The sequence below is a fragment of the Streptomyces iakyrus genome (assembly GCF_000717055.1).
GTDB lineage: Bacteria > Actinomycetota > Actinomycetes > Streptomycetales > Streptomycetaceae > Streptomyces > Streptomyces iakyrus.
Genome location: NZ_JNXI01000010.1, coordinates 1 through 26111, shown reverse-complemented (window position 1 = coordinate 26111; position 26111 = coordinate 1). Strand labels below are relative to the sequence as shown.

The 26111-nt window shown below is 73.1% G+C and carries 24 protein-coding genes; 16 read left to right on the top strand and 8 right to left on the bottom strand.

Features of this window, described 5'->3' with window-relative positions:
* The first annotated feature begins 140 nt into the window (after positions 1-140).
* From OO68_RS16715 to OO68_RS16700, 4 genes are all read left to right on the top strand, one after another.
* Positions 141-935: an RNA polymerase sigma factor SigF gene (locus OO68_RS16715; protein ID WP_033309158.1), complete on the top strand. Its 795-nt coding sequence runs from the start codon at positions 141-143 to the stop codon at positions 933-935.
* A 126-nt stretch (positions 936-1061) separates the two neighbouring features.
* Positions 1062-1736, top strand: a complete 675-nt coding sequence (locus OO68_RS16710; RefSeq protein WP_033309157.1) for a hypothetical protein — start codon at positions 1062-1064, stop codon at positions 1734-1736.
* Positions 1737-1917: 181 nt separating this feature from the next.
* On the top strand, positions 1918-3165 hold the full coding sequence (locus tag OO68_RS16705) for an aminotransferase class I/II-fold pyridoxal phosphate-dependent enzyme (RefSeq protein WP_033309156.1): 1248 nt from the start codon (positions 1918-1920) through the stop codon (positions 3163-3165).
* Entirely contained in the window at positions 3162-4223 is a 1062-nt protein-coding gene (locus OO68_RS16700; protein WP_033309319.1) for an MBL fold metallo-hydrolase, read from the top strand. Before OO68_RS16705 ends, OO68_RS16700 begins: the two co-directional genes overlap by 4 nt.
* 69 nt (positions 4224-4292) lie before the next feature.
* Here OO68_RS16700 and OO68_RS16695 read toward each other — a convergent pair whose 3' ends face one another.
* Positions 4293-4928 (bottom strand): DedA family protein, encoded by a 636-nt coding sequence (locus OO68_RS16695; RefSeq protein ID WP_403551170.1) that lies wholly within the window; start codon positions 4926-4928, stop codon positions 4293-4295.
* Between the two features lie 14 nt (positions 4929-4942).
* Positions 4943-5716 (bottom strand): MBL fold metallo-hydrolase, encoded by a 774-nt coding sequence (locus tag OO68_RS16690; protein WP_033309155.1) that lies wholly within the window; start codon positions 5714-5716, stop codon positions 4943-4945.
* A gap of 83 nt (positions 5717-5799) precedes the next feature.
* Between OO68_RS16690 and OO68_RS16685 the strand changes: the two genes are divergently transcribed.
* From OO68_RS16685 to OO68_RS16645, 9 genes are all read left to right on the top strand, one after another.
* Complete coding sequence (locus OO68_RS16685) at positions 5800-6201, top strand: hypothetical protein (protein ID WP_033309154.1); 402 nt, start codon at positions 5800-5802, stop codon at positions 6199-6201.
* A 114-nt stretch (positions 6202-6315) separates the two neighbouring features.
* Positions 6316-8391, top strand: a complete 2076-nt coding sequence (locus tag OO68_RS16680) for a phage holin family protein (RefSeq protein ID WP_078625334.1) — start codon at positions 6316-6318, stop codon at positions 8389-8391.
* A 97-nt stretch (positions 8392-8488) separates the two neighbouring features.
* Complete coding sequence (locus tag OO68_RS16675; RefSeq protein WP_033309152.1) at positions 8489-9550, top strand: ATP-binding protein; 1062 nt, start codon at positions 8489-8491, stop codon at positions 9548-9550.
* Positions 9551-9606: 56 nt separating this feature from the next.
* On the top strand, positions 9607-11337 hold the full coding sequence (locus OO68_RS16670) for a vWA domain-containing protein (protein ID WP_106974359.1): 1731 nt from the start codon (positions 9607-9609) through the stop codon (positions 11335-11337).
* Between the two features lie 78 nt (positions 11338-11415).
* A complete protein-coding gene (locus OO68_RS16665) occupies positions 11416-11844 on the top strand; it encodes an OsmC family peroxiredoxin (RefSeq protein WP_033309150.1) in 429 nt (142 codons plus the stop codon).
* A 122-nt stretch (positions 11845-11966) separates the two neighbouring features.
* A complete protein-coding gene (locus tag OO68_RS16660) occupies positions 11967-13352 on the top strand; it encodes a hypothetical protein (protein ID WP_033309149.1) in 1386 nt (461 codons plus the stop codon).
* Positions 13349-14089 carry a glycerophosphodiester phosphodiesterase family protein gene (locus tag OO68_RS16655; protein WP_033309148.1) on the top strand — a complete coding sequence of 247 codons (741 nt, stop codon included), beginning with the start codon at positions 13349-13351 and terminating at the stop codon, positions 14087-14089. Before OO68_RS16660 ends, OO68_RS16655 begins: the two co-directional genes overlap by 4 nt.
* A 67-nt stretch (positions 14090-14156) precedes the next feature.
* The gene (gene dnaK, locus OO68_RS16650; protein ID WP_033309147.1) at positions 14157-16022 is read left to right on the top strand and encodes a molecular chaperone DnaK; all 1866 of its coding nucleotides are present in this window, start codon (positions 14157-14159) and stop codon (positions 16020-16022) included.
* 179 nt (positions 16023-16201) lie between these two features.
* A complete protein-coding gene (locus OO68_RS16645; protein WP_033309317.1) occupies positions 16202-18253 on the top strand; it encodes a LamG domain-containing protein in 2052 nt (683 codons plus the stop codon).
* A 12-nt stretch (positions 18254-18265) separates the two neighbouring features.
* Here the strand turns inward: OO68_RS16645 and OO68_RS16640 are convergent, their stop codons facing one another.
* Both OO68_RS16640 and OO68_RS16635 read right to left on the bottom strand, forming a co-directional pair.
* Entirely contained in the window at positions 18266-18733 is a 468-nt protein-coding gene (locus OO68_RS16640) for a nitrate reductase molybdenum cofactor assembly chaperone (protein WP_033309146.1), read from the bottom strand.
* Between the two features lie 91 nt (positions 18734-18824).
* Positions 18825-19688, bottom strand: coding sequence for a Sco1979 family transcriptional regulator (locus OO68_RS16635; RefSeq protein ID WP_033309145.1), 864 nt, complete (start codon positions 19686-19688; stop codon positions 18825-18827).
* Positions 19689-19927: 239 nt separating this feature from the next.
* On the opposite strand from OO68_RS16635, the gene OO68_RS16630 reads away from it, so the two are divergent.
* Positions 19928-20353 (top strand): hypothetical protein, encoded by a 426-nt coding sequence (locus OO68_RS16630; RefSeq protein ID WP_033309144.1) that lies wholly within the window; start codon positions 19928-19930, stop codon positions 20351-20353.
* Here the strand turns inward: OO68_RS16630 and OO68_RS16625 are convergent.
* Positions 20335-21141 (bottom strand): helix-turn-helix domain-containing protein, encoded by an 807-nt coding sequence (locus OO68_RS16625; RefSeq protein ID WP_033309143.1) that lies wholly within the window; start codon positions 21139-21141, stop codon positions 20335-20337. The genes OO68_RS16630 and OO68_RS16625 overlap by 19 nt on opposite strands.
* A 117-nt stretch (positions 21142-21258) precedes the next feature.
* On the opposite strand from OO68_RS16625, the gene OO68_RS16620 reads away from it, so the two are divergent.
* On the top strand, positions 21259-21564 hold the full coding sequence (locus OO68_RS16620) for a 4a-hydroxytetrahydrobiopterin dehydratase (protein ID WP_033309142.1): 306 nt from the start codon (positions 21259-21261) through the stop codon (positions 21562-21564).
* Between the two features lie 4 nt (positions 21565-21568).
* Complete coding sequence (locus OO68_RS16615; protein WP_033309141.1) at positions 21569-22312, top strand: class I SAM-dependent methyltransferase; 744 nt, start codon at positions 21569-21571, stop codon at positions 22310-22312.
* On the opposite strand, the gene OO68_RS16610 is transcribed toward OO68_RS16615, so the two are convergent.
* The 3 genes from OO68_RS16610 to OO68_RS16600 form a co-directional block, all read right to left on the bottom strand.
* Positions 22281-22919 (bottom strand): hypothetical protein, encoded by a 639-nt coding sequence (locus OO68_RS16610; RefSeq protein ID WP_209442593.1) that lies wholly within the window; start codon positions 22917-22919, stop codon positions 22281-22283. The genes OO68_RS16615 and OO68_RS16610 overlap by 32 nt on opposite strands.
* 112 nt (positions 22920-23031) lie before the next feature.
* Positions 23032-25686, bottom strand: coding sequence for a cellulose binding domain-containing protein (locus tag OO68_RS16605; RefSeq protein ID WP_033309139.1), 2655 nt, complete (start codon positions 25684-25686; stop codon positions 23032-23034).
* Positions 25687-25917: 231 nt separating this feature from the next.
* Positions 25918-26111 (bottom strand): glycoside hydrolase family 48 protein (locus OO68_RS16600; RefSeq protein WP_033309138.1); only part of this gene is annotated, 194 nt, incomplete at its 5' end.

The window sequence follows — 26111 nt, the reverse complement described above, 5'->3', positions numbered from 1 at the left end:
GGCGCCACTCAGTGCTTCGGACAGGAGGCACGCCCGTGGGAGCGACGTCGCGCGCCGCCACCGAGGCCCTGTCCCACAGCGGATGCGCTTCCACGGTGACCGTCCAACCCGCAGCACTTTCAAGGGAATTGCGACGTATCATGCAGACCCGAACCAGCGCGAAACGGCACCCCCACGACGACGCCCCCGACACCGCCGAGGCCTTCCGCAGGCTCACCTCGATGCCCGCCGGCCCGGAGCGCGACGCGCTCCGCGACGAGATCGTCGAGGCCTGGCTGCCCATGGCGGACCGCCTCGCCGGACGCTTCCGCAGCCGCGGCGAGAACCTCGAGGACCTGCGCCAGGTCGCGGCCCTCGGCCTGGTCAAGGCCGTCGACCGGTACGATCCCGAGCGCGGCAACGCCTTCGAGAGCTACGCCGTGCCGACCGTCACCGGCGAGATCAAGCGGCACTTCCGGGACCACATGTGGACCCTGCACGTGCCCCGCCGCGTCCAGGACCTGCGCAACCGTGTGCGGATCGCCGGCCAGGACCTGTCCCAGACCATCTCCGGGCGCAGCCCCACCGTGACCGAGCTAGCCGAGCACGCGAACATGAGCGAGGAGGACGTCCGGGCCGGTCTGGAGGCGCTGGAGAGCTTCTCGGCGCTGTCCCTGGACGCGGAGCTGCCCGGCAGCGAGGACGGCTACTCCCTGAGCGACGCGCTGGGGTCCGACGACCCGGCCCTGGACACGGTCGTCGACCGCGAGTCCGTGAAGGCCCGGCTTGCGGCGCTTCCCGAGCGGGAGCGGTCGATCCTGTACATGCGGTTCTTCGGGGACATGACGCAGAGCCGGATCGCCGAGGAGCTCGGCATCTCGCAGATGCACGTGTCCCGGCTGATCAGCCGGTGCTGCGGACGGGTGCGGGAGCAGGTCATGCGGGACGTGGCCTGAGCCGGGGCTCGCGCGCTGTCACCCGGTTGGCGGGTGCTGTCCCGCTAATGGGGTCCGGTCCCGCGCGGGCCCGCTGCGGGCGGGCTGTCATGGCAGAGGGGTATGACTACCGAAGGAGTCCCCTCGATGCGCCACAGCCTGCACGCCCTGTCCGTCGCCGTCCTGGCCGGCTCAGCCCTCATGGGCGCGGCGCCGGCCGTCTTCGCCGAACCGGCCGCGGAGGTCAGTCCCGCCACCGTCCACCCCGGAGGCACCGTCACCGTCTCGGTCAGCTGCGATCCGACCGGGGGGCCGCCGCCCGACACCATCGACGCCACCTCACAGGCCTTCGACGAGGGCACGGTGCCGCTCCAGCGGGTCACCGGCAACGACGACGAGGTGTCCGGCCCCGCCTACCGCGGCACGGCCCTCATCGCCTCCGCGGACAACTTCGAGGGCGATCCGGACGCCCTGGGCGAGGACTCGGCGTGGACCGTCGACGGCATCTGCCCGGCCGCCCCCGGCGGGGAGGGCACGGAGTGGAGCGCGACGTTCACCGTGGCGCACGGCGGATCCCACAAGCCGTCGCACCAGCCCACGCACCACCCCACCCACAAGCCCTGCCCCGAACCCTCGCACCACCACGAACGCCACCACACCGACTGCGGCGCGGCACCGGTCCAGCGCGGGGTGCGGGCCGGTGACGGCGGCGCCTTCACCGACTCCGTGCCCGCCCTGGTCGCGGGCGGGGTGCTGATCGCGGGCGCGTGCGCAGCCGCCGTCCACCGCCTGCGCAACCGCGAGAGCGACCCCTTCCGCTGACCCTCCGGGCCCGTTCGCCCGCCCCAGCAGGACCCGGCTTCCCCGGCCCGGCCCCGCTCATGCTGTGACGGTCACGACCCGGCCGGGCGCCCATGGGGCGGCGGCACTCGGGGTACTCAGGTGCCGAGGGCAACGGCGACACGACACGGCGGCACCAGGCACTGGCACTGCGGAGGTACGGATGCGGCGCACGGCCCCCGAAGGTCACGGCCCCGTCCGGTTCGGGCCGTCGCTCCCCGAGGACGGACTGCCGGTCCTGCCGGAGCTGTCCGCGGTGCTCGCCGCCGCGGCCTCCCGGGGCGGCCACGAGCCGGTCGGCGGCAGCCGGGCCCTGCGCGAGGCCGCCTGCGGCTACTGGCACCGCCGCGGACTGCACTGCGACCCGGACCGGGTGGCCGCCGCACCCGGCTCGCCCGCCCTGCTGCTGGCCCTGACCGCCGCCCTCGGCGGCGACGTCCTCGTACCGCGGCCCTGCGCCGCCTGGTGGGCGCCGTACGCACGCCTGCTCGGGCGGCCCGCCTTCCATGTGCCGACCCCGCCGGAGAGCGGCGGTGTACCCGACCCGTACGCCCTGCTGGAGACCGTGCGCCGGGTCCGCGCCGAGGGCGGCGACCCGCGGCTGCTCGTGCTGTCCGTCGCAGACGACCCCACCGCGACCGTCGCCCCTCCCGAACTGCTCCACGAGACCGTCGAGGCCGTCCAGGGTGAGGGCCTGCACCTCGTCAGCGACGAGACCTGGCGCGACACCCTGCACGACCCGCACGACACCGTGCTGCTCAGCCCCGCCGAGATGGTGCCCGACCGGGTCACCGTCGTCACCGACCTGGCCGGGGCGCTGCTCCCGCCCGGCTGGCCGGCCGCCGTGGCCCGCTTCCCGGCCGGGGACGACGGTGACGACCTCCACGCGCGCGTGCTCGACGTCCTCACCGCCCTCGACGCCCGCGTCGCCGCGCCCGTCGCCGCCGCGGCCGGGTACGCCCTGGGGGAGCCGGAACCGGTCACCGCGCGCCTGGCGGCGGCCGTGCGCCTGCACGCGCTGCTGGCCGCCGAGGCGCACACCACCGTCGTCGCCGCGGGCGCCCTCGCCCGGCCCCCGCGCTGCGGCCGCCACCTGTACGTGGACCTGGCCCCGCTGCGCCCCGCGCTGACCGCACACGGCGTCGGCGACGCACAGGAACTGGAGGACTTCCTCACCGCACGCCTCGGCATGCCCGCCCCGGGCGGGCACCGCTTCGGCGACGACCTCGAAGCCCCGCGCGTGCGGCTCTCCACCGGCGCACTGGTGGACGGTTCCGACACGGAACGCGCGGAATGCCTCACCTCGCCCACGCCGTTGGAACTGCCGCAGGCGCACCGCGCGTTGAGCCGACTGAAGTCGGTCTTCGACGATCTCCGCGACGAAGCTCAGCGATGGGAGCCTCCTCGATGACGCAGCAGTCCGAGTCGACCACCAGCACGACCACCCGGGAACCCGGCGAGCCCGCGCTCCCGTCCCCCCTCGCACCCCCGTACCCGCCTCTGGCCGAACCCCGTCCGCTGGCCGAGCGGCGGGTGTGGCCGCGCACCTTCCACGACCGGCTGACCGCGCCGCTCCCGGGCCTGAAGGCCATGGCCCGCTTCGCCCGCGAGGGCGCGGTGAGACCGGGCCCGGAGGGACTCGCCGACATCCCCCGGCTGCCCTACGCCCCCGCCCCGCTGCCCCGCGTCGACACCCGCACCGTCGCCGTCACCTGGGCGGGACACGCCAGTTGGGTACTGCGCATCGGCGGACTGACCGTGCTCACCGACCCGGTGTGGTCGCGCCGGATCCTCGGCACCCCGGCCCGGATCACCCCCGTGGGGGTCCCCTGGAAGGACCTGCCGCCCGTCGACGCCGTCGTCATCAGCCACAACCACTACGACCACCTGGACGCCCCCACGCTGCGCCGCCTCCCGCGCGACACCCCGGTGTTCGTCCCGGCCGGGCTCGCGCGCTGGTTCCACCGCCGCCGCTTCACGCGCGTGACGGAGCTCGACTGGTGGGAGGCGGCCGAACTGGACGGCGTCCGCTTCGACTTCGTCCCCTCCCACCACTGGTCCAAGCGCAGCCTCACCGACACCTGCCACAGCCTGTGGGGCGGCTGGGTCCTCACCGACGAAGGCGGCCAACGCGTCTACTTCGCGGGCGACACCGGCTACGGCCACTGGTTCTCCCGCATCGGCCGCCGCTACCCCGGCATCGACCTGGCCCTGCTGCCCATCGGCGCCTACGACCCCCGCTGGTGGCTGCGCGACGTGCACTGCGACCCGGAGGAGGCGGTCCGCGCCGCCCAGGACCTGGGCGCGACCAGGATGGCCCCCATGCACTGGGGCACGTTCGTCCTGTCGGCGGAACCGGTCATGGAGCCCCTGACGCGCGTACGCGCGGCCTGGGAGAAGGCGGGCCTGCCCCGGGAAAACCTCTGGGACATGCCGGTGGGCGCGTCAAAGGTGCTGCACGTGTCGTAGGGGCGCGGGGAACTGCGCGATCGACCACCAACGACCCGCACCCCGGGAACAACCGCACCCAGAACGGCGCTACCGCACCCGCCGCACCACAGCCGGCACCGCACTGATCAGCACGGTCAGCACGACCGCCGCCAGGACGCCCTGCCACGGCTCGTCGAACAACGACCCCCCGAGAATCCCGATCAACTGATACGTCACGGCCCAGGCCAGACACGCGGGGAAATTCCCCCGGGCAAACCTCCGCATCGGCCACTCGGCCAGCAGACAGGCCAGCATCACCGGGATACGCCCCGCCGGCACCAGCCGCGACAGCACCAGCACCGCCACCCCGTGGGCGGCGAGTTTCTCCTGCGCCTGCTCCAGCCGGTCCTCCGGCGCCCGCGACCGGATCGCCTCCAGCCACCGCGACCCGTTCTTCGACTTCAGCCCGCGCCGCCCCAGCCAGTACAGCGCCGCGTCGCCCAGGAACGCCGCCAGCGACGCCGTCACGAACACCATCGCCAGCGAGAACGGCGCCGTCCGGTGCACGGCGACCACCGCCGCCGAACTCACCAGCGCCCCCGTCGGGATCACCGGCACCAAAGCCCCGGCCAGCACCAGCAGAAAGAGCGTCGGATACCCGATGGCCTGCTGCGTCGATTCCGGAATCACGGACGCCGGTGTGACGGCCGACGCCGCGAGCAGGGACACACCGGTCAGCGCCACGGGCGCGGACCAGCTCACCGCGCCACTTCCAGGCGCACGCTCTCCCCGTGCCCGAGCCGGTGCACCGCCACGGCCGGCGCGTGCCGGGCCGCGAGCCGGACGAACTCGTCCCCCGGCGCATGGAACTCGTGGGGGCGCACGGCGTCCATGCCGATCGGCCAGTACGTGCCGTAATGCACCGGCACCGCACTGCTCGGCGCCAGCCGCTCCAGCGCCTGCGCCGCCCGGCCCGCGTCCAGGTGCCCCTCGCCCAGGTACGGCCCCCAGCCGCCCACCGGCAGCAGCGCCACCTCGACCGGCCCGACCTCCTTGGCCATGTCGTCGAACAGGCCGGTGTCCCCCGCGAAGTACGTCCGGGCCTCGCCGGATATGACGTAGCCGAGGGCGGGGGAGCGGTGCGGCCCGAACGGCAGCCGCCGCCCGTCGTGCCGCGCGGGCACGGCCCGTACGACGACGTCGCCGACCGGGGTCTCGTCCCCGGGAGCCACCTCGCTCACCCGCAGGTGCGTGAGCCGGCGCAGACCGGGCACCGCCCGGCGTGCGCCCCGGGGCACGAGCAGGCGCGTGCCCGCGGCGAGCCGCATCAGCGACGGCACGTGCAGGTGGTCGGCGTGCAGATGCGACACCAGCGCCACGTCCGCCCGCGGGGCGCCCGGGGGCGGCAGCGCTCCACGCCGGCGCCGCAGGTGTGCGAGCCGGCGTGCGAACAGGGGATCCGTGAGCACGCGCACGTTCGAGTCCTCGACGGTGCAAGTGGCGTGACCCCACCAGGTGATCTCCACCGGCACTTCTTTGCCTCCTTCGCGCGACTCCCCCGAAGCCTACGTGCAGGGGTAGGGTCGGCGGCGAAACCGGAGGTGAGGGGGGCGCCATGGTGCCGGTGCGGGTCACGGCGATCGCGAGTCTGACACCGCTGGAGGAACTGGACGACGACCCGTTCCTGGTCGACTCCCGCAGTCAGCACGCGATGTGCGCCCGCTGGGCCGCCGAGCGGGGCTACGTGGTCAGCCGGGAGTTACTCGTGCGGGGCCTGCGGCCCGACCACGGCGCCCTGTGGGACGGCGTCCGCCCCGGCCTCGACGTGTTCGTCGCGCCCAGCCGGCGGGTGCTGGAGAGCGCGCTCGCCTCCGTCGAGGAGTTCACCGCCGAGTGCGTCCGTCGTGGTGTACGCGTCGAGACGGTGGGGCATGCGGAGCCTGCGTACGACGCGGCGATGAAGGCGTGCGTGCACCGGCGGCTGTCGATGCCGACGGCCGGCTACGACGGGCGCTGACGCCGTCCCCGGCTTGGGGGCGTGACCTGGGGACGAAACGGCCCGACCGGGCGTTGGGACACTGTGGGGGAGGGCCCGCGACGGCTGCGGGCGGGAGACGTGAGGTGGCTGGGCGTGCGGGGCGTGCGGTGGCGGCGGGCCGCCAGTCAGGTCGGGCGGAGTGCCGCCGTGTGGGCGGTCTCCACCGTCACCATGCTCGTGCTCGCCGGGATCCTCCCGGACTTCCGGCTCCGCTCGGAGAACGGCGACAGCGCGACCGACATCGCGGTCACGGCGGCCTTCGGCGCCGGCGCCTTCGGTCTGCTGTCGGCCCTGGTGTGGCCGCTGCTCGTGCGGCTCCTGCTCCTCGTCCCGGCGCTCGTGCTCGGACTGCTGGTGTTCTTCCTGAACGGGGCGCTGCTGCTGGTCGCCCTGCACCTCAACCCCGCCGAGCGCGGCGCCGCCGCCCCGGAGACCGCCGTCGTGGTCGCCGCCGTGATGTCGGCCGTGGCGTCGGCGACCGGCGCCGCCCTGGCCGTGCGCGACGACGAGGCCTACCGCCGCCGGCTGTACCGGCTCTCCGACCGCCGCCGCCGGTCGGGACCGCCCTGCCCGCCGAGCCCCGGCACCGTCTTCCTGCAACTGGACGGCGTCGGTCACGACACCCTGCTGGACGCCGTCGGCAAGGGCCTGATGCCCACCGTGGCCCGCTGGCTCGACACAGGCGACGGCGGTCGCCCCACCCACCGGCTCACCCCCTGGCGCACCGACTGGTCCAGCCAGACCGGTGCCAGCCAGCTCGGCATCCTGCACGGCAGCAACCACGACGTCCCCGCCTTCCGCTGGTACGAGAAGGACACCCGCGAAGTGGTCGTCTGCAACCGCCCGACCAGTGCCGCCGAACTCCAGCGCCGCGCCGTCGAGTACGCGGGGCACGGCGGGCTGCTCACCGTCGACGGCGCCAGCCGCGGCAACCTGTTCAGCGGCGGTGCCGACCAGCAGGCCCTCGTGCTGTCCATCGCCACCCGCCGCCGCTCCCGGGAGAACCGCTCCCGGGACGGCTACTTCGCCTACTTCTCCGACCCGGCCAACGCCGTGCGCACAGCGCTCTCCTTCGTCGCCGAGGTGGGCCGGGAGATCGGCCAGTCCACCCGCGCCAACCTGCGCAGACAACGCCCGCGCGTCTCCCGTGGCGGCCTCTACCCCCTGGTCCGCGCCTTCGCGACCGTCGTCGAGCGGGACGTCGTCGTCGCCGCGGTGACGGGCGACATGCTCGCCGGCCGCACCGCCGTCTACGCCGACCTGGTGGCCTACGACGAGGTCGCCCACCACTCCGGCCCCGCGAGCCGCGACGCGCAGAAGGTCCTGGAGCGTCTCGACCGCTCGCTCGCCCTGATCGAGAACGTTGCCGAGCACGCCCCGCGCCCCTACCGGATCGTCGTGCTCTCCGACCACGGCCAGAGCCCCGGCGAGACCTTCCGCTCCCGCTACGGCCTCACCCTCGGCGACCTGGTGCGGGCCGGGTGCGGCATGCCCGTGCCGCGCAAGGCGGAACGCACCCGCAGCGGGGCGGAGGCCCGCGCCGCCGTCCGCGCCGCGCTGCGCATACCCGTGGAGGAGTCCGGCGAGCAGCACCGCCCCGGCCGCCGCGAGGAGCCGGTCGTGCTGGCCTCCGGCAACCTCGGCCTGATCTCCTTCCCGGACGTCACGCACCGGATGAGCAAAGAGGAGATCGACGCCCGCCATCCCGCGCTGCTGCCGACCCTCGCCAACCACCCCGGCATCGGCTTCCTGCTGGTCCGCAGCGAGAAGCACGGCGGTGTGGTCCTCGGCGCGTACGGCGCCGAGATCCCGCTGGCCGACCTCGACGACAACCCGGGCCCGCTCGCCCCGTTCGGCCCGGGCGCCGCCGACGCGATACGCCGCACGCACTCCTTCCCGCACACCGCCGACATCATGGTCAACTCCCTGCACGACCCGGCCGACGGCGAAGTCCTCGCCTTCGAGGAGCAGATCGGCTCCCACGGCGGCCTCGGCGGCGCCCAGGGCAAACCCTTCCTGCTGTCCCCGCTCGGCGTCTCCGCGCCGGTCGGCGAGGGCGAGGAACTGGTGGGAGCCGAGCAGGTGCACCGGGTGCTGCGGCGCTGGCTGCGCGAGTCGAACGGGCCGCAGGTGCCGCTGAAGGCCGCCGAGGAGGAGCGCGCCGCCTGAAATTCGGCTGCGCCCACCGGGACCGTCGGCCCACACTGTTCGTCCCGGACGCCGCACACCTGCGCGTCCTCTCGAACACCCCTGAGGAGTCGCTGCTTTGCAGGCAGCCGTCACTGTCACGCCCGCCCGCATCCCGGACCTGCTGCTCGGCCTGGCCACCGTCCGGCCGGTGTTCCTCTGGGGCGCTCCCGGCATCGGGAAGTCCTCCCTGGTACGGAACTTCGCCGAGTCGCTGGGCCTGGAGTGCGTGAGCCTGCTGGGCACCCAGCTCGCCCCCGAGGACCTCATCGGCGTCCCGCAGATCCGCGACGGCCGCTCGGTGTTCTGCCCACCGGAGACGATCGCCCGCGACGAGCCGTACTGCCTTTTCCTGGACGAGCTCAACGCGGCCACGCCGGACGTGCAGAAGGCGTTCTACTCGCTGATCCTGGACCGCCGGATCGGCAACTACGAGCTGCCCAAGGGCTCGATCGTCATCGGCGCCGGAAACCGTGCCACCGACAACGCCCTCGCCCGGCCCATCGCCTCCGCCCTCGTCAACCGCCTCGCGCACGTGCACCTGGAGGCCTCCACCGCGGACTGGCTGACCTGGGCCGGGAGCAACGGCATCCACCCCTGGATCGTGGACCACCTCACCGACCGGCCCGACCACCTGTGGTCCAAGCCGCCGAAGACGGAGGAGCCGTTCTCCACGCCCCGCTCCTGGCACCTGCTCTCCGACGCCCTGTACTCCTTCGGCCGGGACCTCGACGAGGAGACCCTGAAGGTCCTCGCGCACGGCACGCTGACCCCGGCGCACGCGACCGCCTTCTGCGGCTACGTCAAGGTCGTCCGCAGCCGGTACGGCATCGACGCCATCGTCAATGGGGACGCCCGCTGGCCGAACCGGCCGGAGGACCGCGACCTGCTCTACTACCTCGCCGACTCCTTCCGCGGGCGCCTGGTCAAGGAACTGCCCGCCAGCAAGGAGCACATGTCCGCGAACGGCCGTCAGACCGCCTACCGCGCCAAGTCCCTGCTGGTACAGCTCGCCGAGATCTCCGTCGAGGTCGCCCAGACGGTCATCGCCTCCGACAGCGACGGCAACCCCGTGCTGCCCTCCTGGTTCCTCGTCGAGGCGGCCCGGGACATGCCCCGGCTCGTCGAGGCCCGCCGGTGAGCCGGAGCCCCGCCAAGAAGAAGCGCGACCTCGCGGGGGAGGCCTTCGCCGAGGGAATGCGGCTGCTGAGGGCCAACCCCGCCCTCGCGGCCGTGGACTTCGACGTCTGCCGCCACGAGGAGTGCCGCCTCGCGCCCCGCGACGGGCTCGTGGTCGTCGACTCCGACGGCGATCTGCACGTCCACCCGCTGCGCCACGCCGAGCCCGCAGCCTGGGCGTGGGCGCTCGCCCACGCCGTCCTCCACCTCGGGTTCGGGCACGTCCCGGCCGTCAAGGGCGAACGCGTCCAGCCCGACCGCTTCGACCTCGCCGCCCGCTGCGCCGTCGTCAACCGCTTCCTGCTCGGCTTCAGCATCGGCGAGACCCCCGAGCACCTGCCCGCCTCCTACCCGGACGGTGACGAGGAGCAGCTCGCCGCCCGCTGGCGCCGCGACGGACTGCCCGCCGTCTACGAGCGCTGCGGCACGGCCGGCGACGAGCCCGACCAGCTGCTGACGCGGTGGACGGGCTGGTCCCAGCCGCCCGACTGGCAGCTGACCTTCGCCACCGCCCTGACCCGGACCGTGTCCGCCGCGATGGACATGGCGGGCGGCCGCCGCGACAGCCTGGACGGCGAGGCACCCCGGCCGCGCCCCTGGCAGCGGGCGCTGAGCTGGTTCATCTCCTCCTACCCGCTGCTCGGCGGCATCGCGTCCGGTATCACGCTGGTCGCCGACGCCGAAGTCGCCCGCGCCCACGGCATCGCCATCGCGGCGGTCGACGCCGAGGCGGCCGAGATCTACATCAACCCGCTGCGCGGGTTCGACGACGAGGAGTGGCGGTTCGTCCTCGCCCACGAGATGCTGCACGCCGCCCTGCGCCACGGCGACCGCTGCGGCACCCGCGACCCCTACCTCTTCAACGTCGCCTGCGACTACGTCATCAACGGCTGGCTGACCGAGATGCAGGTCGGCAGCATGCCCGACGGGCTGCTGTACGACCCCGAGCTCGCCGGCCTGTCCGCCGAGGAGGTCTACGACCGCATCACCGGCGACCTGCGCCGCAAACGCCGGCTGGCCACCCTGCGCGGCAAGGGCGTCGGTGACATCCTGGGCGGCCCGCTCGGCCCGCCCCGCGACTACGTCGACCTCGACGCCTTCTACCGCCGCGGCCTCGCCCAGGGCCTCGACCTGCACCAGCGGCAGGAGCGCGGCTTCCTGCCCGGCGGCCTGGTGGAGGAGATCCGCGCGCTGAGTCACCCGCCGCTGCCGTGGGACGCCCGACTGGCCCGCTGGTTCGACGAGTTCGTGCCCCGCCCCGAGCCCGTCCGCTCCTACGCCCGCCCCTCACGGCGCCAGGCGGCCACCCCCGCCATCCCACGCGCCGGACGGTACTTCCCGCCCGAGGAGATCGCCCGCTGCACCTTCGGCGTGGTGCTGGACACCTCCGGCTCCATGGACCGCGTCCTGCTCGGCAAGGCCCTCGGCGCCATCGCCTCCTACGCCGGGGCGAGGGACGTACCGGCCGCCCGGGTCGTGTTCTGCGACGCCGCCCCGCACGACGCCGGCTACCTGCCCGTCACCGAGATCGCGGGCCGGGTCCGCGTCCACGGCCGCGGCGGCACCGTCCTGCAGCCCGGCATCGACCTGCTGCACCGCGCCGACGACTTCCCGCCCGGCGCGCCCGTCCTGATCATCACCGACGGCTGGTGCGACGTGCTGCGGGTGCGGCGCGAACACGCGTACCTGATCCCGCGGGGTGCGCGGCTGCCGTTCACCGCCAGAGGAGAGGTCTTCCGCGTGAGTTGAGCCGTAGTGTGATCGGATGGGGGACACGGGGCCCGGCGACGGGCCCGCACGCGAGTCCGCACGCGAAAGGAAGAACTCGTGGCTACCACGCGCTCCGCACACACCGTCTGGGAAGGCAACCTGCTCGAGGGCAACGGTGTCGTCACCTTCGACTCCTCCGGGGCCATCGGCGAGCAGCCGGTCACGTGGGCCTCGCGCGCCCAGGAGGCGAACGGCAAGACCAGCCCCGAGGAGCTGATCGCGGCCGCCCACTCCAGCTGCTTCTCCATGGCCTTCTCCAACATCCTCAACAAGGCCGGGACGCCGCCCACCAAGCTCATCACCTCGGCCGACGTCTCCTTCCAGCCCGGCGAGGGCATCACCGGCATCCACCTCACCGTCGAGGGCACGGTCCCCGGCATCGACGAGGCGGCCTTCCAGGCCGCCGCCGAGGAGGCCAAGGTCGGCTGCCCGGTGAGCCAGGCCCTCAAGGCCACGCCCATCACGCTGACCGCCAAGCTCGCCTGACCTGCCGCACGCCCGTCGCGCGGGCCCGCCCACCAGGGGCGGCCCGCGCGTCGTCGTCGGTTCACCACCCCCGGCCGGGGTATCAACCAGACGCCTCGAACCGCCGGGCCGGAAGGAACGCGATGCTGCCGGGAACGTCCACGAACGCCACGGTGCTCGACTCCGCCACCCGCGACCGGACCCGCGTCCTGCTGCTGTTCAGCCTCTCCGGACGGCTCCGCCCCCGCGACACCCCCCTCGGCGCCCTGGTCGACCGCTACGACTACGGCCGGTTCGCCTCTCACCTGATGACCAGCCAGGACGTGCTGCCCGTCCCGGTCCTCGACGAGCGGATCGCGCCCGGGCGGCTGCGGCTGCCGCAGGGCGACCACGGCCTGGGCCTCGCGTCCTTGCGGATCCTCGTGGTCACCACCCCGCGCGGCGACGCCACCCTCGTCGTGGACTGCTCCTTCGCGGGCGAGACCACGGCCGGCGACCTCGCCGTCTGGCTGGCCACCACCTGCTTCGACCGGGAGCGGATCGAGCTCGACGACCGCCCGCTGCTGCAGACGCTGGCCGCACCGCTCGGCGGCCGGCCGCTCGCCCTCGGCCAGAACGTGCACCAACTTGTCTTCCCCGGCGGCCGGTTACAGCGCGAACTGCTCAGCGCCGACGAGGCCCGCAAGGCGATCCTGCTCAACGAGATCGTCTACCGCGGCCGGATGCCCTGGAACCCCGCAACCCCCTCCGTCGCGAGCCTCGCGCCCCACGTCAGGAACCACGGCCTCACCCTGTCCGCCCTCGGCCGCGGTGTCTCCGTCCAGGCCGGCTGGGCCCCGCACGTGGAGAACGGCCTGGTCCTCGTCGCGGTCGGCATGATCTCCGCCCTGTCCGTGCTCCAGCGCGCCCGGCTGGCGGCCTTCGCCATGATGAAGGCCAACGAGCAGGCCCTGACCGACTCACCCACCGAGATCCGCTCCCTGATCTCCCGCCTCTCCGCCGGCGTCAACGAACTCCAGCTCGACCTGGCCTTCGGTGTCGAGGCCTACGTCGACAGCCTGCTGATCCCCGAGATGGTCACGGAGGCGTTCCAGTCCTCGCTGCGTGACGCCCTCGGCATCCGCGACAGCCTGGAGAACTCGGCGCGCATGGTCGAGCGCCTCACCTCGGTGATCAGCGCCCGCTCCGCCGCCCTCGACGCCGAACTCGCCGAACGCGACGACCGCCGCGACCGCACTGTCTCCGGCCTGGTCGCCGCGGCCACGCTGATCGCCCTGCCGCCGACACTGCTGCTGGCCTTCTTCGGCGTGAACGGCACGAACGTCGACGAGCACCGGTCCATCCTCGACGTGCGCGCCTACGGCACCGCCTACGCGCTGGCCTGGCTGCCCTTCGTGGTCCTGGTCGTGATCGGCTGGATCCTGCTCAGACGGGTCAGCACGCGCTCCGGCTCACTGCTGCCCCCGCCCGACGACGCCTTCGCCCCCGTCCCGCCTCCCCGCTCGCCCTCCGGGAGCCGACGACCATGACGCCCCACCCCGCCGTCTCCGCCCACCGCGGTGGCTCCGAGCGCGCGGGACCCGCCACCTGGGAGGCGTACGAGGACGCGATCGGGTCCGGGGCGGAGTACGTCGAGTTCGACATCCGCCGCACCGGGGACGGGGTCCTCGTCGTCTACCACGACCCCCGGGTCGGCCCCGCCGGGCCGCCGCTGTCCGCGCTCACGTATGCCGGGCTGTGCGAGCGGGCCGGGTACGCCGTGCCGGTGGTGGACGAGGTCATGGCGCTGATCGCCGGGAAACTCGTGGCCCACCTCGACCTGAAGGAGGCCGGCTACGAGCGCGAGGTGGTGGACCGGGCGGTCGCCCTGCTCGGCACGGACGGGCTCGTCGTGACCACCCTGGAGGACCGTTCCGTCGCCGCCGTCACCCGGAGCCACCCCGGCGTGCGCACCGCCCTGTCCCTGGGGCGCGACCGCCGGGAACTCGCCCTGGCCCGGCTGCCGGGGACACGGCTCAGCGAGCTGTTCCCCGCCCGCCGCATCCGGGCCTGCGGGGCGCACGGCGTCGCCGTCCACCAGCGGCTGGCCAGGACCAACGTGCTGCGCGAGGCGACCCGGCACGGCCTGTTCACCATGGTCTGGACCGTCAACGACGACACCCTCATGCGGGCCTTCCTCGCCCACCCGCGCGTCGACGTGCTCGTCACCGACCGGCCCCGGCGCGCGGTGTCCCTGCGCGGACCGATCACCCCATCGCGGCATTGACAACAGCGCACTCAAGTTTTGTGCTGGATGGTGTGGAGAGTCGTCGCCCGGGCGGAAGGGGACAGCGATGGGACGAGCGGTCGGGATCGACCTCGGAACCACGAACTCGGTGGTCGCCGTGCTGGAGGGCGGCGAGCCCACCGTCATCGCCAACGCGGAGGGCGCCAGGACCACACCCTCGGTCGTGGCGTTCGCCAAGAACGGCGAGGTGCTGGTCGGAGAGGTGGCCAAACGGCAGGCCGTGACGAACGTGGAGCGCACCGCCCGCTCGGTCAAGCGGTACATGGGCGACGCGCACTGGCGCTTCCCCGCCGAGGGCGACGTGGACGGCACCCGCTACCGGGCACAGGAGCTGTCCGCGCGAGTGCTGCAGAAGCTGAAGCGGGACGCGGAGTCCTACCTCGGCGAGGACGTCACCGACGCGGTGATCACCGTCCCCGCCTACTTCGACGACAGCCAGCGGCAGGCCACCAAGGAGGCCGGGGAGATCGCCGGCCTGAAGGTGCTGCGGATCATCAACGAGCCGACCGCCGCGGCCCTCGCCTACGGCCTGGACAAGGAGAACGACCAGACGGTCCTCGTCTTCGACCTCGGCGGCGGCACCTTCGACGTGTCGCTGCTGGAGATGGGCGAGGGCGTCATCGAGGTGAAGGCCACCAACGGCGACACCCACCTCGGCGGCGACGACTGGGACCAGCGGGTCGTCGAGTACCTGATCAAGCGCTTCAAGGGCCAGAACGGCGTCGACCTCGCGGGCGACAAGATGGCGGTGCAGCGGCTGCGCGAGGGCGCCGAGCGGGCCAAGATCGAGCTCTCCAGCTCGACCGAGACGACCATCAATCTGCCCTACATCACGGCCTCCGCCGAAGGGCCCCTGCACCTCGACGAGAAGCTGACCCGGGCCCAGTTCCAGGAGCTCACCGCCGATCTGCTGGACCGCTGCAAGGCACCCTTCCACCAAGCCGTCCAGGACGCCGGCGTGCAGCTCTCGGCGATCGACCACGTGATCCTCGTCGGCGGCTCGACGCGGATGCCCGCGGTGACCGACCTCGTCAAGGAACTCACCGGCAAGGACCCGCACAAGGGCGTCAACCCCGACGAGGTCGTGGCCGTCGGCGCCGCGCTCCAGGCGGGCGTCATCCGCGGCGACGTCAAGGACGTCCTGCTGCTCGACGTCACCCCGCTGTCCCTGGGCATCGAGACCAAGGGCGGCATCATGACCAAGCTCATCGAGCGCAACACGACCATTCCGACGCGGCGTTCGGAGATCTTCACGACGGCGGCCGACAACCAGCCCTCCGTCGGCATCCAGGTCTACCAGGGCGAACGGGAGATCGCCGCGTACAACAAGAAGCTCGGCGTCTTCGACCTCACGGGCCTGCCGCCGGCCCCGCGCGGCGTCCCGCAGATCGAGGTCGCCTTCGACATCGACGCCAACGGCATCATGCACGTCTCCGCCAAGGACCTGGCGACCGGCCGCGAGCAGAAGATGACCGTCACCGGCGGCTCGGCCCTGCCCAAGGACGACATCGACCGGATGATGCGCGAGGCCGAACAGTACGCCGAGGAGGACAGCAAACGCCGCGAGGCCGCCGAGACCCGCAACCAGGCCGAGCAACTCGTCTACCAGACCGAGAACTTCCTCCGCGAGAACGGCGACCGCGTGCCGGCCGACACGAAGTCCGACGTCGAGTCGGCCGTCGCCGAGGTGAAGGAGCAGCTGGCACAGCAGGCGGACACCGTCGCCCTGCGCGCGGGTGTGGAGAAACTCGCCTCCGTCAGCCAGAAGATGGGCCAGGCGATGTACGCCCAGGCCCAGCAGGCCCCCACGGAGGAGCCCCCCACCGCGCCGCAGGACGAGGAGCAAGTCGTGGACGCGGAGATCGTGGACGAGGAGAAGAACGGACGGGACGAGAAGGGCGGCGCCGCCTAGCCCGACTCCCCGCGACGGCAGGGAAATCCCTTACTGCGAAGTCAGTGCCCCCTGTTAACCTCCAGCAGCCCGTGAGACCGGTGGGCCGAGGGAAGTTCACAGGGGAGGGACAGTTGGACGCACTGAAGAGATCCGGCGGACACAGACTGCTGGCGGTGGGGTGTGCGGTGGCGGCCGTGATGACGACCGGCACCGGCGCGGCACAGGCCGCGGACAACCTGCCGCCGAAGCAGCCGCTCGTCCAGGACCTGGAGACGGGGAGCAAGGAGTGCGCGGCGGGGGACCGGAGGGTGTACGTCTCCGGGGCGCCCGTCCTGAGCGCGGTCCTGTACGACCCGGAGGAGGACAACCACCCCGCCGAGGCCAACCTGGTCAAGGGCGAGTTCGAGGCGTGGTGGACGGACGCCGACGGGGTGGAACAGCGCCTCACGCGCACGACGCTCGAAGGACACTCCGGAAACCCGCAGCGGTGGCACATGCCGGAGGGCTCCGTCCCGCCCGACACCGTCATCTCCTGGCGGGTCCGCGCGAACGACGGCAAGGCGACCTCACCCTGGAGCTCCGAGGGTGACGGCTCCGTCTGCGAGTTCGTCTACGACGACGTGAACCCGGAGAAGGCGACCATCTCCTCGCCGGAATACCCGGAGAACGTCTTCTGGGTCGACGGAGTGGGCGTCTACGGCCACTTCACGATGGACTCGCCCTCCGACGACGTCGTGGCCTACAGCTACGGCTTCATCGGCGGCCCGTACGGAACCGCCCGCCCCGAGCGCCCCGGCGGGCCGGTGACCATCCCCTTCCTGCCCCTCGACTCGGGCCCCGAGAGCCTGACCGTCCGGGCCATCGACCGTGCCGGGCGCAGCAGCGGCCAGTCGTCGTACGACTTCATGGTGAAGTCGGGCCGCGCGCCCGTGGCCCACTGGCCCCTGGCCGACGCGAAGGGAGCCACCTCCGCCGACGCCGAGGCGGGCTCCGACGCGGCCGCCGGCACCGGCGTCACCTTCGGCGCACCCGCCCCCGCGCGCACGAAGCTCACCGCGTCGGCGACCCTGGACGGCAGCAGCCACGGCTACCTCACCACGGACGCCCCGGCCGTCGCCGACCCCCGCAAGAGCTTCGCGGTCAGCGCCTGGGCCCGCCCGGCCGACACCGGCCGGAACATGACCGTCGCCGGCCAGGACGCGGGGCAGGCGGCCGCGTTCGCCCTCGGTCTGAACGCCCGGGGCGAGACGCCGGACTGGTCGTTCACCGTCGGCGGCGCAACCGTGTCGGGCGGTGCTCCGGAGACCGGCGAATGGGCCCACCTGCTGGGCGTGTACGACGCCGAGACGGGCAAGGCGCAGCTGTACGTCAACGGCCATGAGGTCGGCACCGGGGCCGTGGCCACGCCCACCGCCACCGCCGGCGCCTTCCAGATCGGCCGGGTCCGCGACGGAAACGGCTACCACGACCGCTGGCACGGCGAGCTGGGCGGCGTCAGGGTCCACGACCGGGTGATCGTGCCGGGCGAGGCATCCGAACTGGCGCACCGCGAAACGTCGTTGCGCGGGCACTGGTCCCTGGAGACGGCCCCGGACGGCGCCAGCCCCGACGCGAACGGTGGCGCGCCCCTGAAACTGGGACCCGGTGCGACGATCTACCGCGTCCCGGACGGCTCGTGCGAGTGGTGGCTGGACCCGGACTGCACGCTCCCGCCGCAGCCCCTGGCCGGCGACGGCCACCTGGCACTCGACGGCAAGACCGGTCACGCGATCGCCGAGGGACCCGTGGTCGACACCTCGGACAGCTTCACGATCAGCGCGGTCGTGCAGCTGGCGGACAGGGAACCCGAGCGCCCCATGACCGTGCTGTCGCTGCCCGGTGAGCACACCGACGCCTTCAAGGTGCGTTACCAGCCCGAGCAGCACGCCTGGCAGCTGGTGATGCCGCACAGGGACGAGCGGGGCGCCCCCGAGACCGTGGTGGCCCGGTTCGCGAGGGCGGACGGCCGCGACGGCATCGGCGAGCGCGTCGCCGTGGTCTACGACGACGCGACCGACAAGGTGAAGCTCTACGTCGACGGCCAGAGCGGCGCCGACGCCACAGCGGCCCTCCCGAACGGCTGGCGCGCCTCCGGCCCCCTCCAGATCGGCCGGGCCCGGACGGGTGACGGCTGGGGCGAGCACCTGCACGGCGACGTGGACGAGGTGCGCGCCTTCTCCGGCGCTCTGCCCGACGGCCGCATCCCGTAACCGCGCCAGGGGTCAAGGACCGGTGTGCGCGGGCGGCAACGTCGCGCACACCGCCTCCAGGACCGTGGCGTACGGGGTACCGAAGTCGGTGAGCCTGGACCTGAGCCGGTCCAGGCCGTCACGGTGCTCCGTCAGCAGCCCGTCGCTGCCGGTGCGGGCCGTGAGCTCCAGGACGGCGGGCAGGAAGTCCGGGGGCTCCTCGCCGGTGGTCTCCAGGCCGTGCGCGCGGTAGAGCTCCTCGGAGGGCGCCGGGGCGGCCTCGCGCCAGGCGCTCAGATACAGGCTGTGGTCCTGCCCGGCCTCGAACACCTCGACGTAGTGCGCGGCCAGCTCCCTCGGCGGGGTGACGGCCGCGTGGTCGGCGAACTCCCGCAGCTGGGGGGCGGCTTCGCGCAGCAGGGGCAGCCGGGCGCGGAAGTCGTCGTCGGGGTACATCAGGCACAGCGCGGCCGCCTGGTACAGCACCTCGAATCCGGGCATCGGACCTCCTTCACGGGCACTTGCCTGCTGCCCGCCATCCCGACGCTAGGGCCGGGCCGTGCAGCGCACCCGCCGACGGCGCCCGTACGGGTCAGTACCGTCCCCGGTACTCCCGCAGCAGCTCCTCCGTACGCTGCGCCGAACCCGCCCCGGCCGTCATGTGGTCCAGCACCTCCAGATGCGCCGAGACCTCCTTGCGGGAGTCCAGGTACAGCGCGCCGGTCAGATACTCGGTGAAGACCATGTCGGGCAGTTCCGGCTCGGCGAAGCGGAACAGCGAGAAGGGGGCGTACGTCCCCGGATGCGGGCCGTCGGCGAACTCGGCGATCTGGAGGGTGACGCGGTCGCGCGCGGCGTACTCCAGCAACTTGTCCAGCTGGTCGCGCATCACCCGGCCGTCGAGGCTCACCGGGCGGCGCAGCACCGTCTCGTCCATGATCACCCACAGGTGCGGGGGATCGGGACGGTCCAGCAGCCGCTGCCGCTCCATCCGCAGCGACACGTGCCGCTCCACGGCCTCCGGCCCGGCGTTCGCGATGGTCCCGGCCTGCAGCACGGCCCGCGCGTACCCCTCGGTCTGCAGCAGCCCCGGCACGAAGTGCGGCTCGTACGACCGGATGATCCGCGCGGCGCCCTCCAAGCTCACGTACAGGCTGAACCACTCCGGCAGCACGTCGTGGAACCGCTGCCACCAGCCCGGCCGGTTCGCCTCCTCGGCGAGGTCCACGAACGCGGTCACCTCGTCCTCGGCCACGCCGTACGCCGTCAGCAGGATCTGCACGTAGGGGATCTTCAGCGCGACGTCGGCGGTCTCCATCCGGCGGACGGTCGCCGGGGCGACCCGCAGCACCTTGGCGGCCTCCTCACGACTGAGGCCCGCGGCCTCGCGCAGCTCTTGCAGCCGCTTGCCCAGGACCACCTGGCCCACGGTGGGTGCGGCCCGCCGTTCACTCACGCCACGCCTCCCCAACGTGCCCAAGCCTGCGATCAGTCTGTCACGTCCGGGCCGCCGCATCACAGGGCTCGCACCGAGAAGATCGCCGGAAGGGAGGAGAGGCAAGGGCATTACCCCGCGGGTAATCGACCGGACGCCGCCGGAACGGGATCGTGAACGCACCGGGTCCCGGGCCGGCGCACTCCGGCCCGGGACCCGGCCCAGCTGCCGCACCACAACCCGACGGAGAGTGATTCCCCATGTCCGCGATCCAGCTCGCCGCACTCGCCCGGACCGTGGAACCGCAGTCGATGCTGCGCCGCTTCCTCGCCCTGGACGCCGTCGTCACCGGCGCCAACGCGCTCGCCTACCTGGCGTTCTCCGGCCCGCTGGGGCGGTTCCTCGGAGTCGACGCCACGCTGCTGCTCGCCCTGGGCGCGTTCCTCGCCCTCTACTCGGCGGGCGTGGGCCTGCTGGCCGCCCGCAGGCGGCCCCCGGCGCTCGGCGTGCGAGCGGTCGTCGAGGGCAACCTCGCCTGGGCGGCGGTGAGCCTCGCGGCCCTGGCGCTGTGGCTCACGCCGAGCACGCCGGGCGCCGTGTGGACGGTGCTCCAGGCCCTGGCCGTGGCCGGGTTCGCCGTCCTCCAGCACCTGGCTCTGAAGGCCCGTCAGGACAGCGACGCCTGAAGGTACTTGGCCGTCGCCGGGTCGGCCGGGAGCAGCGTCTCGATGGCCAGCTCGGCGACCGTCACGTCCATCGGCGTGTTGAACGTGGAGATCGAGGAGACGAACGACAGCGTCCGCCCCTCGTGCTCGATCCGCAGCGGCAGCGCGAAGTACGGCACCGGCTCCGACGGCTCGTCCGCCGGATCCGCGTCGGGCACCGGATACGCCGCCACCTCCTCGTACAGCGCCCGCAGCGGCTCGGAGCGGTGCAGCGCGATCTGCCGCTCCATCTGCTCCAGCAGATGCCCCCGCCAGGCACGCAGATTGCGGATGCGCGGCGCCAGGCCCTGCGGGTGCAGGGCCAGCCGCATCGCGTTCAGCGGCGGTTCGAGCAGTGCCTCGCCGACCCCGTCGACGAGCGTCATGACCCCCCGGTTGGCGGCCACCACGTTGTACAGCGCGTCCACCACCAGCGCGGGATACGGCTCGTAGCCGCCGATCAGCCGCTCGATGCCCTCCCGCAGCGCGCCCAGCGCCGGGTCGTCCAGCGGCGTCTCTGGGTAGCGGGGCGCGTAACCGGCGGCAAGCAGCAGCGCGTTGCGCTCCCGCACGGGCACGTCCAGATGCTCGGCCAGCCGCAGCACCATCTCCTCGCTGGGCCGGGAGCGGCCGGTCTCGACGAAGCTGATGTGCCGGGCCGAGGAGTCCGCGCGCAGGGCCAGCTCCAGCTGGCTGATCCGCCGCTGCTCACGCCAGGCCCGCAGCAGGGGGCCCGCGCCCTTCTCGGCGGTGGACGGGTGAGTGGTCATGCCCGGACCGTAGTCGAGAACCGGTCGTGCCGGACAGGCACACCCCTCTGACCAGGGCCACGGCCGTCCCGCTGTGGCAGGCTGGGAGGACCAGCAGCCAGGGAAGGAGTGCGGCCCATGCCCGTCGAACCGCTGTCGCAGAAGGAGGTCGAGGACCGGCTGGCCGAGCTGCCGGGCTGGTCGCTCGACAGGGACCGCCTCATCCGCTCCTACCGGCTCGGCTCGCACTTCGCGGCGACGGCGATGGTCGTGCACATCGCCCAGGTCCAGGAGGAGCTGAACCACCACTCCGACCTCACGCTCGGGTACAACACCGTCTCCCTGGCCGTGCACACGCACAGCGCGGGCGGCGCCGTGACCGAGAAGGACTTCGAGCTCGCCCGCAGGGTGGAGGACCTGGCCCCCGGGCACGGGGCACACTGACGAGGTGCTCGACTACGACAAGGAAGCCGAGCGGTACGACGCCTCGCGCGGCGGTGAGCCCAGGGCGGCGGCCGCCGCGGAAGCGGTGCTGAGCCTCGTATCGCCGGACGCGCGCAGCCTGCTCGACGTCGCCTGCGGCACCGGCATCGTGACCCGCCGGCTCGCGGCCGCCCGCGACGGCCTGCGGGTGACCGGCGTCGACCTCTCCCCGGCGATGGCCCGGCAGGCCTCCACACGGCTCCCCGGCGCCGTCGTGCGCGCCGACAGCCGCCGGCTGCCCTTCCGGGACGGGCAGTTCGACGCCGTGTGCAGCGTGTGGCTGCTGCACCTGGCCGCCGGGCCCGCCGAGGTGCGGGCCATCGTCGGCGAATGCGCCCGGGTGCTGCGGCCCGGCGGGGTCTACGTCACCACGGTCGACAAGGCCGCCTCCCACAACGTGGGCAGTGACATCGATGTCGTCCTGTCCTCCCGGCCGCCCAGCCCGGTCCGGGACGCGGCGGCGGAGGTCGAGTCCTGCGCCGCGGCCCACGGCCTGGCCCCGGCCGGGCAGGCCGCCTTCACTGGTCTCGGCCAGGGCCGCAGCCCGCGCCGCACGATCGCCGACCTGCGCCGTGGCTGGTTCGTCACGCTGCCCCCGGGCGACCCGCTCGCCGACGGATTCGCCACCCGCCTCGCACACCTCCCCGACCAGGACCGGCCCCGCCCCGACCCGGTGTTCAGCCTGCGGTCGTTCCGGAAGGCCGGGTGAACGGCAGGGCGAGGGCGCGGGCGAGGGCGGCCGTGACGGAGGCGGAGCGGCCGGGCAGGTACCGGGTCCCCCACTCGGCCGCGGCCGCGAGAAAGCCCGTCAGGTCACGCTCCGCACCGCGGAGGAGGTCGTGCAGCTCGGTGACGGACAGCTCGATCACCGGACTGTCGCTCCGCTCGGCGTCGACGGTCAGCCGGACGGTGTCCCCGAGGCGCTCGGCGCACGGGCCCGGGTCGTGGCCGAAGGAGGCCGGGCCGCTGCCGTCGAGGACCTGGTGCCAGTCACGCCAGTCCTCCAGCCCGTTGCAGCAGCCAGGGGTGAAGGCGGTGCCGTCGGAGCGGTCCGTGACCCGCATGCCGCCGGCGGCGAAGGGGGTGTCGAAGGTCAGCAGCCCGTGGAGGAAGGACCCGAGCGGGTCGGCGGGCCGCGGTGGGCGGTCGTCCAGCCCGGGGTCGATGTCGTTGCAGCGGGCGATGCACATCACCGCCGTCCCGACCTCGGCGGGGGACAGCCCGCCGCTGAGCGGCAGGTAGCCGGACGGTTCGGCCTCGGCGACGGGCCAGAAGCCGAAGCCGTCAGGGGCGCCGGTCTCCAGGACGGGCTGCATCACGATCACTCGGGCAAGTGTTCCGCATCCCCTGCCCCTGCCGCCTCTCGATTCCACGCCGACGGTGGCGCGCGGCGCCCAGTCCGGCGCGCGCCCCTCCAGCAGCAACCCCTCAGGCAACAGCGCAGGTCTGCTCACCCAGCTTGAAGGCGGCCGGTTTCGAGTTCGTGTCCGAGCGGCTCGCGGTGAACCCGAAGCTCACCGACGACCCCGCCGCCACGCTCGCGTTCCAGCCGACGTTCTTCACCGTCACCGCCGAACCCGACTGTGCCGTCTCGGCGTTCCACGCCTGCGTCAGCTTCTGGCCGTCGGCGAAGGTCCAGCCGAGCGACCAGCCGTTCCAGGCGCTCGTACCGGTGTTGGTGAGCTGGACGTCCGCCTGGAAACCGTCCGACCACTGACTGGTGACCTTGTACGTCACCTTGCAGGCACCGGTCGGCGTCGGGTCGGGACCGGGCCCCGGATCCGTGGTGCCGCCGCCGGAGCTGTCGCCGTAGAGCACGCCCCGGCCGTTCGTGGAGACGTAGACACGGCCGTACACGCGCGGGTCGCCGGTGATCGCCGCGCCCGTCCAGCCCCATTGGTGGGCGTCGTCGTTGATACGAGTCCAGCTGGCGCCCTTGTCGGTGGACCGGAAGATGCCGCGCACGCCGCCGATCTTCGCGCTGGTGTAGAGGGTCTGGTAGGAGGCGCCGGGTGCCGCCTTGCCGAAGCCGACGGTGTCGGCCTGCTCGACGTTCGCCAGCTTGGTGAAGCTCGCCCCGCCGTCCGTGGAGTGCCACAGGCCGTAGGCGCCGTCCGTGGCGCCGCCGGCCAGCCAGACGTCGCCCTTCCCGCCCGGCAGCGCCTTGAAGCGGACACTGTCACCGCTCGGCAGCCCCGTCGCCGGTGACGCCTTGAAGGTCGCCCCGCCGTCCGTACTGACGTAGAACTTGCCGGACTTGAAGCCGTAGAAGGTCTTAGGATCGACGCGGTCCGCCTCGACGACCGCCCCGGCGGGAATCCCTCCGGAGGCCTGCCACGACGTGCCGAAGCCGGTCGTGTGGTGCACGCCGGCGCCCTCGGGGCTCCACACGAACCGGCTGCCGTCGGCCGCCGCCGCGACCGTGCCGCCGCCGCTCACGCCCGAAGGGTCGGTCCCGGCGAACCAGTTGGCGCCGTTGTCCGTCGAGAACGCGATGTGCGGTCCCGAGTCCAGGTTGCCCGTCCGCACCACCGTGTTCGGGTTCGACTCGGCGAAGTCCAGGCTCGTGGTCGTCGTGAAGTTCGGCTGGGTGAACATCATCGACGGCACCTTCGTCAGGTCCGTGTGCCGGAAGCCACCGATGTCGCCGAGCGCGCTCAGCAGCGGGGCGCCGGACGGGGGAGAGGCCAGGTCGTTGACCGCCGTCTCCTCCAGGCCCCGGACCATCGGCTTGACGGTGAACTTGCCGCCGGCGTCCCAGTTCCCGAGGTTCTCCGTGCCGTAGATCGTCGCCCCCGTCCCGTACATCATCCGGTTCGAGTCGAAAGGGTCGATCTCCAGGGCCTCGGTCATCCACCCCAGCTTCGGCGTCTGCTCGGGCGGTTGCGGATGCGCGCCCCAGGTCAGCCACGGCGAGGACGAGACGTCCATCGTGTAGCGGTTCTCGCGGTTCGGATACGACGTGTAGTCCCACGCCTTGGTCCAGGTCGCGCCGCTGTCCGTGGAACGGAAGATCTGCGTGTCGGGCCACCAGGCGCTGTACGCCGTCGCCATGACCGTGCCCGGCTTCTGCCGGTCCACCGTCAGCCCGCTGAACCCGTAGGAGGTGTCGGCCTCCGCCACCGGACTGATGTCCGTCCAGGTCCCCGTGCCCGTCGCGTACCGCCACAGCCGGCCCTTGCCGCCGTCGTACGGGCCGCCCTTGTCGCTGTACGCGAGATAGAGGTAACCGTTCCTGGCGTCGAGGACGCCCTTGTGCGCCAGGTGGCCGGTGGGCTGCCCGGCCAGCCGCTGCCAGGTCGCGCCCGCGTCCGTCGACCGGTACACCGCGTTGTCCTTGTCGGCGACCCCGACGTAGACCGTCCTGGTGGCGTTGCCGGCGGTGCCCGTGGACTCGTCGAAGGTGACCCAGACGATGCCCTGGTTGTCGGACGCGTAGCCGCTCGTGTCGCTCGGGTCCTGGGCGTAGTTGCCGACGTTGGGGAAGTTCGCCACCTGTGACCAGGTCGCGCCCGCGTCCGTCGACCGCCACAGCCCCTTGCCGCTGGGGGCGCCCAGGTACAACACGCTGTTCCGGTTCGGGTCGACGGCCAGCCGCTCGCCCATGCCCCGCCCCGGCATGTTGCCGCCGAGCTTGAACGGCAGGTCGGCCTTCCGCCAGCTCGCGCCCCGGTCGGAGGAGCGCATCACCGCACCGTTCTTCGGGTCCCAGCCGTTCGTGTACGTCCCGACCGCCGCGTACACCCGGTTCGGATCGACGGAGTCGGACGCGATGCTGACGACGCCCGTGTGCCCCCAGTCGTCCCAGCCGACCGAGTCCAGCAGCGGCGTCCAGGTCTTCGAGGACTCCTGCCAGCGGTAGGCGCCGCCGATGTCCGTGCGGGCGTAGGCCAGGTTCTTCTCGGAGCGGTTGAAGACGATACCGGGTACGAACCCGCCCCCGTCGATCCGCGCGTTCTTCCAGGTGTACGTGTCGGCGGCGAGCTTCGGCGCCGGGGGACCGGCGGCCAGGGCGCTGGGCGCGCCCGACAACAAACCGGCCGCCAGCGCCAGCACGGCCGTGAGGATACGGGTTCTTCGCACGGTGGGGGTCCTTCCGTGAGGGGGACGTGCGAGGGCCGGGCGGCCCCTGTGCGGGTGGAGCCGCCCGGCCGTGGTGGCCCCGCGTCAGGTGCAGGGCCGTGTACGCAGAGCTTCGGACGCTGTCTTGGGGGCGCGGGGCTGCGTCCATATGCGGCTACGCCGCGCGGGCGCGACCAGCCACTCACGGCCCGCAGACGAAAACCGCACAACCCGCGGAGCGCCCGGCGGGGGCTATTCGAGAAGCTCCGCGTACGAGCCCATGGCCAGGGCGATGTCCGCCTGGGCCCAGAACCGGTGGTACGTGAACGAGGGCACCGCACCGCCCCCGAGATAGCTTTCGATCTTCGACCAGGCCGGGTCGTCCTTGTAGAAGGAGCGGATCGAGTCGAACGTCGACGACGAGTTGATCGCGTCGCCGTTCGGCA

Excerpts from the sequence above, each read along its gene's own strand:
- OO68_RS16655 (WP_033309148.1), top strand. The coding sequence starts at position 13,349 with ATGACGCCCCACCCCGCCGTCTCCGCCCACCGCGGTGGCTCCGAGCGC.
- OO68_RS16625 (WP_033309143.1), bottom strand. The coding sequence starts at position 21,141 with ATGACCACTCACCCGTCCACCGCCGAGAAGGGCGCGGGCCCCCTGCTG.
- OO68_RS16620 (WP_033309142.1), top strand. The coding sequence starts at position 21,259 with ATGCCCGTCGAACCGCTGTCGCAGAAGGAGGTCGAGGACCGGCTGGCC.
- OO68_RS16610 (WP_209442593.1), bottom strand. The coding sequence starts at position 22,919 with ATGCAGCCCGTCCTGGAGACCGGCGCCCCTGACGGCTTCGGCTTCTGG.
- OO68_RS16670 (WP_106974359.1), top strand. The coding sequence starts at position 9,607 with ATGCGGCTGCTGAGGGCCAACCCCGCCCTCGCGGCCGTGGACTTCGAC.
- OO68_RS16630 (WP_033309144.1), top strand. The coding sequence starts at position 19,928 with ATGTCCGCGATCCAGCTCGCCGCACTCGCCCGGACCGTGGAACCGCAG.
- OO68_RS16660 (WP_033309149.1), top strand. The coding sequence starts at position 11,967 with ATGCTGCCGGGAACGTCCACGAACGCCACGGTGCTCGACTCCGCCACC.
- OO68_RS16685 (WP_033309154.1), top strand. The coding sequence starts at position 5,800 with ATGGTGCCGGTGCGGGTCACGGCGATCGCGAGTCTGACACCGCTGGAG.
- OO68_RS16645 (WP_033309317.1), top strand. The coding sequence starts at position 16,202 with ATGACGACCGGCACCGGCGCGGCACAGGCCGCGGACAACCTGCCGCCG.
- OO68_RS16710 (WP_033309157.1), top strand. The coding sequence starts at position 1,062 with ATGCGCCACAGCCTGCACGCCCTGTCCGTCGCCGTCCTGGCCGGCTCA.
- OO68_RS16715 (WP_033309158.1), top strand. The coding sequence starts at position 141 with ATGCAGACCCGAACCAGCGCGAAACGGCACCCCCACGACGACGCCCCC.
- dnaK (WP_033309147.1), top strand. The coding sequence starts at position 14,157 with ATGGGACGAGCGGTCGGGATCGACCTCGGAACCACGAACTCGGTGGTC.
- OO68_RS16640 (WP_033309146.1), bottom strand. The coding sequence starts at position 18,733 with ATGCCCGGATTCGAGGTGCTGTACCAGGCGGCCGCGCTGTGCCTGATG.
- OO68_RS16700 (WP_033309319.1), top strand. The coding sequence starts at position 3,162 with ATGACGCAGCAGTCCGAGTCGACCACCAGCACGACCACCCGGGAACCC.
- OO68_RS16705 (WP_033309156.1), top strand. The coding sequence starts at position 1,918 with ATGCGGCGCACGGCCCCCGAAGGTCACGGCCCCGTCCGGTTCGGGCCG.